The 10,203-nt window shown below is 64.9% G+C and carries 9 protein-coding genes and 1 pseudogene; 5 read left to right on the top strand and 5 right to left on the bottom strand.

Translation table 11 applies throughout. The features are described 5' to 3' along the window. Nucleotides 1-124: 124 nt before the first annotated feature. The 4 genes from uvrD to QZY03_RS29395 all read left to right on the top strand — a co-directional run bounded on the left by uvrD (nt 125) and on the right by QZY03_RS29395 (nt 4,505). Nucleotides 125-2,305 carry a DNA helicase II gene (gene uvrD / locus QZY03_RS29410; protein ID WP_295587515.1) on the top strand — a complete coding sequence of 727 codons (2,181 nt, stop codon included), beginning with the start codon at nt 125-127 and terminating at the stop codon, nt 2,303-2,305. Between the two features lie 205 nt (nt 2,306-2,510). After that, nucleotides 2,511-3,029, top strand: coding sequence for an acyl-CoA thioesterase (locus tag QZY03_RS29405; protein ID WP_295587513.1), 519 nt, complete (start codon nt 2,511-2,513; stop codon nt 3,027-3,029). A gap of 80 nt (nt 3,030-3,109) precedes the next feature. Then, nucleotides 3,110-3,547 carry a phosphate-starvation-inducible PsiE family protein gene (locus tag QZY03_RS29400; protein ID WP_295587511.1) on the top strand — a complete coding sequence of 146 codons (438 nt, stop codon included), beginning with the start codon at nt 3,110-3,112 and terminating at the stop codon, nt 3,545-3,547. A gap of 118 nt (nt 3,548-3,665) precedes the next feature. Then, nucleotides 3,666-4,505 carry a bifunctional 2-polyprenyl-6-hydroxyphenol methylase/3-demethylubiquinol 3-O-methyltransferase UbiG gene (locus QZY03_RS29395; protein WP_295587509.1) on the top strand — a complete coding sequence of 280 codons (840 nt, stop codon included), beginning with the start codon at nt 3,666-3,668 and terminating at the stop codon, nt 4,503-4,505. A gap of 19 nt (nt 4,506-4,524) precedes the next feature. Here the strand turns inward: QZY03_RS29395 and QZY03_RS29390 are convergent, their stop codons facing one another. From QZY03_RS29390 to QZY03_RS29375, 4 genes are read right to left on the bottom strand one after another with little or no spacing between them, the layout of a single operon-like run. After that, nucleotides 4,525-5,055 carry a hypothetical protein gene (locus QZY03_RS29390; RefSeq protein ID WP_295587508.1) on the bottom strand — a complete coding sequence of 177 codons (531 nt, stop codon included), beginning with the start codon at nt 5,053-5,055 and terminating at the stop codon, nt 4,525-4,527. A 24-nt stretch (nt 5,056-5,079) separates the two neighbouring features. Continuing rightward, nucleotides 5,080-5,901, bottom strand: coding sequence for a ferritin-like domain-containing protein (locus tag QZY03_RS29385; RefSeq protein WP_295587506.1), 822 nt, complete (start codon nt 5,899-5,901; stop codon nt 5,080-5,082). Continuing rightward, complete coding sequence (gene tsaB / locus QZY03_RS29380) at nt 5,894-6,592, bottom strand: tRNA (adenosine(37)-N6)-threonylcarbamoyltransferase complex dimerization subunit type 1 TsaB (RefSeq protein WP_295587504.1); 699 nt, start codon at nt 6,590-6,592, stop codon at nt 5,894-5,896. Before tsaB ends, QZY03_RS29385 begins: the two co-directional genes overlap by 8 nt. Then, entirely contained in the window at nt 6,589-8,673 is a 2,085-nt protein-coding gene (locus tag QZY03_RS29375) for an EAL domain-containing protein (protein WP_295587502.1), read from the bottom strand. Before QZY03_RS29375 ends, tsaB begins: the two co-directional genes overlap by 4 nt. Nucleotides 8,674-8,885: 212 nt before the next feature. Here QZY03_RS29375 and QZY03_RS29370 point away from each other — a divergent pair, with 212 nt between their 5' ends. Further along, nucleotides 8,886-9,494 (top strand): hypothetical protein, encoded by a 609-nt coding sequence (locus QZY03_RS29370; protein WP_295587500.1) that lies wholly within the window; start codon nt 8,886-8,888, stop codon nt 9,492-9,494. 83 nt (nt 9,495-9,577) lie between these two features. Here the strand turns inward: QZY03_RS29370 and QZY03_RS29365 are convergent. Continuing rightward, a pseudogene (locus tag QZY03_RS29365) lies at nt 9,578-10,057 on the bottom strand (SBBP repeat-containing protein); the annotation flags it as partial. Between the last annotated feature and the right edge of the window lie 146 nt (nt 10,058-10,203).

Raw genomic sequence — 10,203 nt, 5'->3', positions numbered from 1 at the left:
CGGGCGCGTAACCCGACCGTTCGGGGTGACCGCGGCATCCATCGCGGCGGGACGCCGCTCCCACGGGGACATTCACGCGCAACGGCTTGACGACCGATGCCGAGCCTTGCCGTAGAATGCCGCCATGGACGTTTCAAATATTCTCGATTCACTCAACGACGCCCAGCGCGCGGCGGTCTCCGCCGCGGCGGGCACCCGCCTGGTGCTGGCCGGCGCCGGCAGCGGCAAGACCCGCGTGCTGGTGCACCGCATCGCCTGGCTGATCAAGGTGGAGCAGGTGCCGCCCTGGTCACTGCTGGCGGTCACCTTCACCAACAAGGCGGCGCGCGAGATGCGCACCCGCATTGAGGAGATGCTGGACCACCCGGTGGGCGGTATGTGGGTGGGGACCTTCCACGGGCTCGCCCACCGCTTCCTGCGGGCCCACTGGCAGGACGCGGGTTTACCCCAGCATTTCCAGATTCTCGACGGAGACGATCAGTTTCGGCTGATCCGGCGCATCCTCAAGGCCCTGGAACTCGATGAGTCCAACTGGCCGCCTCGTCAGGTCCAGAGTTTCATCAACAAGCAAAAAGACGAGGGCCTGCGCCCGGACCACCTGGACACGGCCGGCGATTTTTACCTGCAAAAGATGGCAGCGATCTACCGCGAGTACGAGCAGACGCGCACCCGCGGCGGGCTGCTGGACTTCGCCGACCTGCTGCTGTGCGCCCATGAGCTGCTGCGCGACCGTAGAGACATCCTGCACCACTATCAGGAGCGCTTCCGCCACATCCTGGTGGATGAGTTCCAGGACACCAACGCCATTCAATACGCCTGGCTGCGGCTGCTCTCCGGCAGCAACGACAACCTGTTCGCCGTGGGGGATGACGATCAGTCCATCTACGGCTGGCGCGGCGCGCGGGTGGAGAACATCCAGTTGTTCCAGCGCGACTATCCGCAAGCCCAACTGGTGCGCCTGGAGCAGAACTACCGCTCCACCGGCACCATCCTCAAGGCGGCCAACGCACTCATCGCCCACAACCCGACCCGACTGGGCAAGAACCTGTGGACCGAGGACGGCGAGGGCGAGCCGATTCGTCACTATGCCGCCTTCAACGAGGTGGACGAGGCGCGCTTCGTGGTGGAGCGCATCCGCGGCTTCACCACCGATCAAGGGTATCGCCGGTCCGAGTGCGCCATCCTCTACCGCACCACGGCGCAGTCGCGGCTGTTCGAAGAGGCGCTGATCAATCGGCAGATCCCCTACCGGGTTTACGGCGGCCTGCGGTTCTTCGAACGCGCCGAGATCCGCGACACCCTGGCCTATCTGCGCCTCCTGAACAACCCGGATGACGACGGCGCCTTCGAGCGGGTCATCAACACCCCCACCCGCGGGATCGGCGAGCGGACCCTGGAACTGCTGCGCGCGCAGGCGCGCGGCTCCCAAGTCTCACTCTGGCAGGCCGCGCTCGACACCATCGCCGCCGTCGCCCTGGGGCCGCGCGCAACCGCGGCGCTGGCGCGTTTCGTCGACCTGATCCGGCAACAGACCGCGGCGACCCTGGAGATGGACCTGGCGGAAATCACCACCAGCGTCATCAAGGCCGCCGAACTCGCGGACTTTTATCTGAAAGCCAAGGATGGCAAGGGCCAGGACCGGGTGGAGAACCTCGACCAGTTGGTGGAAACCGCCGGGCGCTTCCGGCTGGAACTGGAGGACGCGCAGACCGACCCGCTGGGCGCCTTCCTCGCCCATGCCGCGCTGGAGGCCGGCGAGTCCCAGGCCGACCCGTTCGAGGATGGGGTCCAGCTCATGACCCTGCACAGTGCCAAGGGTCTGGAGTTCCCCATCGTCTTCCTGGTAGGCCTGGAGGAAGGGCTGTTTCCGCACAGCATGTCGGCCGAGGATCCGGCGCGACTGGAGGAGGAGCGACGGCTGTGCTACGTCGGCATGACCCGCGCCATGCACCAGTTGTTCGTCACCCACGCCGAATCGCGCCGGCTCTATGGACGCGAGGGCTACCCCATGGCATCGCGCTTCCTGCGCGAGGTGCCGCCGGAACTGCTGGAAGAAGTTCGCGGCGGCGGCGTCGCCCGTGCGGCCACTGCCGCCCCCGGGTCCTTCGCGTCCGGTAAGGCGGCAAGCGCCGTGGAAACCGGCGGCTTTCGTTTGGGTCAGCGGGTACTGCACCCCACGTTCGGCGAGGGGGTGGTGCTGAGCGCCGAGGGCCAGGGTGCCCAGGCACGCATCCAGGTCAACTTCAAGGACGGCGGCGCCAAATGGCTGGTGCTGGCCTATGCACGATTGGAGACCGTCGGGTGAAGCGAGTCGAAACCCGAACCACATCGGGCTGCTTATGCCCAAATTGGCCTCGATCAAGACTCCGGCCACTTGGGCTCGCCGGGTGCGTAGTCAGGCCATCCTGGCCTGACACCGTCAGGGCTGGAAGCCCTGACTACGCACGCCGCTGGCCGGGATTACGATCGAGGCCCCAAATTGCCTGGCTTCTCCGATTACGACAAGCACCATGGAAAAGCAACACAAAACCTTATCGATGACGCTGCTGATGACCCCGGACATGGCTAACTTCTCCGGCCATGTCCACGGCGGCGCGACCCTGCGGCTGCTGGATCAGGTCGCCTATGCCTGTGCGGCGCGTTACTCCAACAACTATGTGGTCACGCTGTCGGTGGATCAGGTCTTCTTTCGCGAGGCGGTCCATGTCGGCGATCTGGTGACCTTCCTGGCGTCGATCAACTACACGGGGAATACCTCGATGGAGGTGGGCATCCGGGTCATGGCCGAGGACATCATCCGCAAGACGAGCCGCCATGCGATGACCTGCTACTTCACCATGGTCGCGGTCGATGATCAGGGCAAACCCGTGCCCGTCCCGCCGCTCGCAATCGAAACGCCGAACGAACGGCGGCGTTACGAGAGCGCCGCCTCAAGGCGCGAGTTCCGCCGCGAGATCGAGCGGCGACACAATGAGATCCGGCAACTGCACCGCCGTGCGGCCGGTGAGCCGGAACAAGAATCCACCTAGCCCGTCATAAGCGAGACAAGTTTCACAAAGATATTCTTCGTTGTTCGACTTATCTGTGACTCGTGACCCAGGAGCCCAGCATGACACTGGAACAACGCACCGATCGTTTTTTATCCACACTATTTCGCTGGGTCGAAAAGGGGGTCCTGCTCCTGGTCGGCGGATTGTCCTTTCTCGCAATCGGGCAACTCGTGATGGCCATTGCGCACAACGGCCAGATCAAGCTCGAAGACGTGCTGCTGATCTTCATTTTCATCGAGATCATGGCCATGGCGAACGTCTATTTCATACGCCACGCGGTGCCCTTCACCTACCCGATGTTCATCGCGGTGACGGCGCTCTCCCGACTCATCGTCCTGCAGGGTAAGAACATCGAACCCGAAACACTGCTGTTTGAAGGCGGCGCCATCCTGTTGGTGAGTATCGCCATCCTCATCGTACGCTATAGCCAGCGTTACAGCCTCGATTCACTCGAAGACTGCAAACACTCCGACACCAAGGAAGACGGCCTGGGCTGATTGATAACCTTCGCACCCGATATCGAGACATAGCCTTTCGCGTCGGGGCGGGTTTGAAACCCGCCCTACGTCCGGTTATCGCGTTCGACGCATTGCGCCGCGACCAAGAGAACCACGTATGAGCTCACAACATGCAACCGAGATGGCGGCCGGCGACCGCTTCGCTTTTGGGGAAAACTGGTCACGGTTCCTGGCCGTGCTGGACGCTGAGCGGATTCGCCGGGCGGAGCAATCGCTGTGCGACAGCCTCCACGTCACAAGCCTGCGGGGTGTGCGGTTCCTCGATATTGGTTCAGGCAGCGGCTTATTCAGCCTGGCGGCACGGCGGCTCGGTGCGATCGTCCATTCATTCGACTATGATCCCCAATCGGTCGCCTGCACCGCGGAATTGAAACGACGGTATTTCCCCGATGATCCGCAGTGGCGTGTGGAAACCGGGTCAGTACTCGATCAAGACTATCTCAAGACGCTCGGTCAGTGGGACTTGGTGTATTCCTGGGGCGTACTGCATCACACCGGACAGATGATGCAGGCACTTGCGAATGTCGCGGAACGCGTCGGTGCGGGCGGACGTCTGTTCATCGCTATCTACAACGATCAGGGCCGGCCAAGCCGCGTCTGGCTGCACATCAAGCGAACCTACAATCGACTGCCGCCCGGCTTACGATGGCTGGTCCTGTGGCCCGCGGCCCTGCGCTTGTGGGGACCCACCATGGTGCGTGACCTGCTGGCGGGAAAGCCCTTCCAGACCTGGCGGAACTACTCCGCCGGAAGTTTGCGCGGGATGTCGCCTTGGCGCGATGTCGTGGATTGGGTGGGAGGTCTCCCGTTCGAGGTGGCAACCCCGGAGCGAATTTTCGATTTTTATCGCGAGCAGGGGTTCCAGCTCCAGGCACTGCGGACCTGTGCGGGCGGTCACGGCTGCAACGAATTCGTCTTCAGGAAAGCCGCCGGCTGACCGCTCGGACGGCCATCGCCTAGCGCTGCCCCCGGCCGTCGAGCGACCCCCGCTGAGCCTGCAACTGATCCAGTCGGCGTCGCTCGGCAAGGATGGTGTCGTTGTAATTCTTGTACGTGGCGTCGATCTGCTGATTCATCGCGGCCTGCCAGGCGGACGGATTGGGATCCTCGGTTCCTTCGGCGAGTTGTTGACGCAGCGCCGCGACCCGCGCATCGCGCTCGGCCTGCTGATTGGTGATCTGCTGCTCCAGATTCAGGATCTCGGTGTCGAGCACCGCGGCTTGCGCAACCGCCCCGGCCTGGGCTTCCGCGGTCTGTTCCGCAAAGGCCGCAGCCTCGCCTTGCGCGGCATCAGGCCGCGAATAGTCGATCGTCACGGTTTGCTCGGTGCCGACGCAAGGCTCTTCGGAGAAGGTCACCTTGCCGCCCTGATGGCATTCGTAGACTTGGACCGCCGCCTCTTCGGCGGCCGGCTGGCCCGCCAGCGAGGCCGCCAGGACACCGGGGCATACCGTCAGCAACCAACGGGTCTCACTCGATAAACGCATGATTCAGCTCCTCGCTCGATGGATTTAAAATCTGCCGCCCCCCGCGGAGAGCGCCTCGAGGTGCGTCAGTTCCTCAGGGTCGAACCCGGCCAGCGCCCGATCCGCCAGATTGAACGGACCACGGACCGGACCGGTCAGATGGGTCGCGATGAGGTCGAAATAGACCGGCCGCGGCGCGAGCCCGCGCTGTTCGCACAGGTAGCGAAACCACCGGGTGCCGGCCGCGACATGACCGACCTCGTCGCGCAGAATGATCGCGAGGTGGTCCGCGGTCTGCTGATCACCCACCGCCCGCAGCCGCGCGATCATCCCCGGAGTGACATCCAGGCCGCGCGCCTCCAGCACCCGCGGGACCAGCGCCATCCGTGCCAGCGGGTCATGGGCCGTGCGCCGCGCCATCTCCCACAGACCATCATGGGCCGGAAAGTCCCCGTAGTCATGACCCAGATCGCGCAGGCGCCCACGCATCAGGCCGAAATGCTGCGCCTCCTGCGCCGCGACCTGCACCCAATCATCGTAGTATGCGGGTGGCAAATCCCGAAAACGCTGCACCGCATCCCAGGCCAGGTTGATGGCATTGAACTCGATATGCGCGACGGCGTGGATCAGCGCGGCACGCCCTTGTGTGCCGCTGAGCTTGCGCCCGGTCAGTTGGCGCGGAGCAACCAACGCCGGACGCGCAGGCCGTCCCGGCGCCTCGCACACCGCAGCGGCGGTGCCGGGGTCGAGACCGAGTTGACCCGCGGCCCAGGCCAGGGCGACCTGGGCGGTCAGATCCTGCTTACGTTCGGGGTCCGGCTCTGCCAGACAGCCCGCCGCCGCATCGAACAGGGTCAGGTTATTCATGATGCATTCGCGTCGGCCCGGCCGCCGTCACCCGGTCACGCAGATAGACCGGCCGCGCCAGTTCCGCCGCAACGACCCGCCCGGCCCGGACCTCGACCGCGGCGATCCGGGCAATGTCCGCAGCTTCGCAGACACCGTCGGCCACCACGGCCGTGAGACCGGTGCCGACCCGCTGTTCGAGGACCGTTCGATAGGCGCCCCAACCGGAGCCAACCCCGCACCAGTCGATGCCTGTGGGCACCGGCACGCACCCCGGCAGGACGACCAGCTCCGCACCGCCGGCAACGACCGACTCATCCGCCGCGACTTCAAATGCGCCCCAGTACACCTCCCCCATCCGCGCGTCCAGCGCCGTCAGGATTCGGCGGCGGCCGGTCCGGCGGTATTCGCCGAGCGCCATGGCGGCCAGGGTGGAGACCGGGACCGTCGGGCAGCCGGCGCCGAAAGCCGCCCCTTGGGCGACCGCGACCGCGATGCGGACCCCGGTAAAGGACCCGGGGCCGCGACCAAAGGCGATGGCGTCAAGCGCGCTGAGCGCTATCCCGGTCGACTCCAGCAATGATTCCATCATCGGCAAGAGCAACTCCCCATGGCGACGCGGCGCCGGCTCCCGACGCTGTTCGATGACACCATCGACGAACAGCGCGACGGAGCAAAGATCACCGGAGGTATCGAGCGCGAGCAATTTCATGATGATCCGATCACGCCTTCCTGAAAATTGAAACTCAGGGTGTCCTCCGGGAACTGAATGAAATTGCCCTGAATATAGTCAACCCCGCTGGACCAGATCCGCCCGATGACCGCCGGGTCTTCGATACCCGCGGCGATGACTTGGGCCCCGCGCTGGTGCAGCGCCTGCACCAACAACCGCAGACGGGCGCCCGTCTCGCGACTGGCCAACTCGCGGGCCAGCTTGGCAGTGCCGATCGGCCGACGGGCAATCAGTCCCAGCATATCCTCGCTGTCGGTCACGCCGGCCAGACAGACCTCGATCCCCAGCCGACCAAGTTCCGGAAACAGGAGCCGGGCCTGATCCTCGTCGGCGAGCAGGTCGACGGCGTTGAACTCCAGGACCGGACGCTGACGGATCAGGTCCAGGCGCAGGATCTCATCGCGTACCCATTGCAGCCAACCGGGCTCCGCCAGACTCGCGGCGCACTGATGGATCATCAAGCGCGTGCGCCGTCCGGCGTCCCGCTCCTGGCGCAGCGTCCGCAACGCCGCAGACAACACCCAGCGATCCAGATCCGGCAGCAGGCCGCAACGCCTTGCGACCGGGAGAAAGGCGAGCGGCGGGATGATATCGCCCTGGGGCGTCCGCAGCCGCAGCAACACCTCATAGCGCTCCTGATGGGCCTTGTGCAGGGATAGGATCGGCTGGTAGACCAACTCGAATCCAGACCCGGCCAGCGCCCGTTGCAGCAACCGCAAGAGCGGCGTGTCACCGAACTCGCCGCCGCTCATCGCCGGATCATCCAGTGTCCGGTGAACCAGAACCCGGTCACCACCGGCCCGCTGTGCCGTTTCACAGGCTGACTGGGCGCGCGACAGCAAGGTCAGCGCGTTGTCCACCGATGGGAGGAGCGTGCCGATACCGATACTCAGGGAGACCCGCGCGACACCGGCTCGCGGGGGCACCACCAGGGCACCGGCAGCCTGGTGGATCGCCTCGGCCAAGGCGACCACCGCACCGTTGGATGCACACCCCACCCACAGCAGAAGCTCCCCTTCGCCAGCGCAGGCAGCGCGCTGTGCCACCCCCGCCGTAGAGCGAATCAACTCGGTGACCAGCGAGCCGAAGGCACCGGCATCCGTCTCCTCGGCCGCCCCCAGGACCGGGGAGCCATCGAGCCGGATGCAGAGCACGGCCTGACCAGAATCCGTCCCCGCATTGACGAGAATCGCGTGATCGAGTCGTTTGATCAGTTGGGTTCGGCTCAGCAACAACCGGTCCCGCGCGCCCCTGGTCCCCGGCACAAGCTGGCTTGAGCGTTCGGACGCGCGGACCTGGTCGATCCGCCCCCGCACCGTAGCCAGCAATTGATCGTAGTCGAGTGGCCGCGCCAGGTAATCGTCTTCGCCCAGATGCAGCACCTCGCCGTGATGCTCCGGGGACGCCTCCGCCGAGAGAAAAACAATCGGCAGGTCATCGGCCGCCGCATGGGCCCGGATCGTTGCCGCAAGTTCCCGATGATCGTCCTGATGCAGGTTGAGATCCAGCAGGATCAGATCACAGGGAAAACCTTCCAGGGCCGGAATCACCTGGTGCAGATCCGCCACATGTTCCACCAGCACGCCGCCCCGCCGCAAGGTCGCGACGATCTCAAGACACTCCGCGGCCAGTGCATCGACGACCAACACCCGTCCCTGCCGTGGCATGTCCGCGGTCATCAGCGCGACCACCTGCTCGGCGATGCGCGTCCCATCCCATGGCGCGGCGAGGGTCATCACCGCGTCCGGACATTGATAGACAACGGGTTCCGCCGACGGCGCGGCCCCGACCAGACAAATCAGGCGTGGACGCAGACCCGTGCCCTTCTCCAGCCGCTCCAGGATCGCTTTCACCGACCGCCCCGGCCGCAGGATACCAGGCTCCAGAATGAGGATCGGCACCGGTCGGCCGTCGGCCGCGAGCATCAGACCAGCCAGCGTTCGGACCGCGCGCACCGCGATCGACCGCGCGCCGAGGTGATCGCGCAGCGTTCTCAGCAGCGTCAGGTCGACACCAAAATAAAAGACCGTCTCACCGACGGGAGAACTGGTATCGGGCATTGTCATCCAAGACCACAGAGCTTGCCGACAGTGGCGCGACGTCACCGTCAGGTGAAGACAGACAGAGACGAAATGATAGGCCGCGATCAGAGCCGACGCCAGCCATACCCACTATCAACCACAATGGACGCCGGTCCATATTCAATCTGGTCGGCCCACCCGGTCCGGGCCATAATGCCCGCTCAAACACTGGACTCAACCGGAGCCATCCGATGCAGAACCGCACCCCGCTGATCGTCGCCCTGACCGCCTGCCTGACCCTCGCCGCTCCGGCACAGGCCGACGAGGTCACTGATCAATTGGACGCCGCACGCCATGCCTACGAGGCCGGCCAACTGCACAGCGCCGCCGACACCCTGAACTTCGTCGTGGCCAAGATCAAGGAGCAAATGACCGCGGGCCTGTTGAAGCTGCTGCCGGAGCCGCTGGCCGGCTGGCAGGCCGACCCCGCGCAATCCGAGACCGCCGGACTCGCCAGCATGATCGTGGGCACCAACCTGGGCCGCCGCTATTTTCGCGAGGACGGGGCTGAGGTCAACCTGAACGTGACCGCCGACTCCCCGCTGTTACCGATGCTGACCATGTTCCTGTCCTCCCCTTTCATGATGCAGGCCGACCCGAACACCAAGCCCTACACGATCAAAGGCCAACGCGGCATCATCAAGCACGATGCGCAAACCAACGAGCACGAGGTGACACTGATGATCGGCAACCGCATCCTGATCCAGGGCAAGGGCACCGGCATGGCGGACGGCGCCGCGGTACAGCAGTACATCGAAGCGCTGGATCTGGACGCGATCCAGAAGGCATTCGGGGGCTGAGCCCGGTAGCCCGGTAGGTTGGGGTGAGGAACGAACCCCAACGATCGGCGGCCGGGGTGTTGGGGTTCGTTCCTCACCCCAACCTACGGGCTCAGCCGCTCACCGGTGCGAGTGTCGCGCATTTCGACCTGGACGCTGCCGTTCGCGGCCTGGCGGCCCAGCAGGGCCAACTCCGCGGCGCCGTTGCCGTTCTGGTCGGGGACCACGGCGAGGTCCAGAGGCGCATACCCTTGATCAAAGACGAAGGTCTGGATCAGGGTCCCGGTGGTGGCTTGCTTGATCTGGGCGGTCACTGTCCCGGCCGCGGCATCGGCGAACAAGACCGCGAGGTGCTGGGTGCCGTCACCCGTCAGATCGCCGAGGGCAGCGAGCCAGGGCAAGGCCGCCAAGGTTGCGGTGGGCAGGTCCGCGATCTTGGTGACAAAGGCATCCGCAACTCCATTCAAGTCAGGCTGCCGGGGCTGGCGGATCGGGAAGTCGGTGGATGCGGTATATCCCGTCAGGTAGGCATTCCCGGCGCTGTCCACGGCGATGCCATTGCCCAGATCTAAGCCGTTACCACCGACGTAGCTGGCGTAGCCTAGCCCAAGTTTAACACCTCAGATTATTTCTCTCTTAAGATCATCCGCTTACAGCGGAAAAAATTGGTCAGTGGCACTACATTCGTGAAATTTTGTGAAACCGGACGGTTCAGACAGTCATTTTCTGT

Origin of the sequence: uncultured Lamprocystis sp. (genome assembly GCF_903933125.1) — a bacterium.
GTDB lineage: Bacteria > Pseudomonadota > Gammaproteobacteria > Chromatiales > Chromatiaceae > Thiodictyon.
The sequence above is the reverse complement of the archived record's forward strand: the minus strand, read 5'-3'. Positions and strand labels throughout refer to the sequence as shown.

Bases quoted from the DNA above. Each gene is read 5' to 3' on its own strand.
- QZY03_RS29385 (WP_295587506.1), bottom strand. From the start codon at position 5,901: ATGAATAACCTGACCCTGTTCGATGCGGCGGCGGGCTGTCTGGCAGAG.
- tsaB (WP_295587504.1), bottom strand. From the start codon at position 6,592: ATGAAATTGCTCGCGCTCGATACCTCCGGTGATCTTTGCTCCGTCGCG.
- QZY03_RS29405 (WP_295587513.1), top strand. From the start codon at position 2,511: ATGGAAAAGCAACACAAAACCTTATCGATGACGCTGCTGATGACCCCG.
- QZY03_RS29395 (WP_295587509.1), top strand. From the start codon at position 3,666: ATGAGCTCACAACATGCAACCGAGATGGCGGCCGGCGACCGCTTCGCT.
- QZY03_RS29390 (WP_295587508.1), bottom strand. From the start codon at position 5,055: ATGCGTTTATCGAGTGAGACCCGTTGGTTGCTGACGGTATGCCCCGGT.
- uvrD (WP_295587515.1), top strand. From the start codon at position 125: ATGGACGTTTCAAATATTCTCGATTCACTCAACGACGCCCAGCGCGCG.
- QZY03_RS29400 (WP_295587511.1), top strand. From the start codon at position 3,110: ATGACACTGGAACAACGCACCGATCGTTTTTTATCCACACTATTTCGC.
- QZY03_RS29370 (WP_295587500.1), top strand. From the start codon at position 8,886: ATGCAGAACCGCACCCCGCTGATCGTCGCCCTGACCGCCTGCCTGACC.
- QZY03_RS29375 (WP_295587502.1), bottom strand. From the start codon at position 8,673: ATGCCCGATACCAGTTCTCCCGTCGGTGAGACGGTCTTTTATTTTGGT.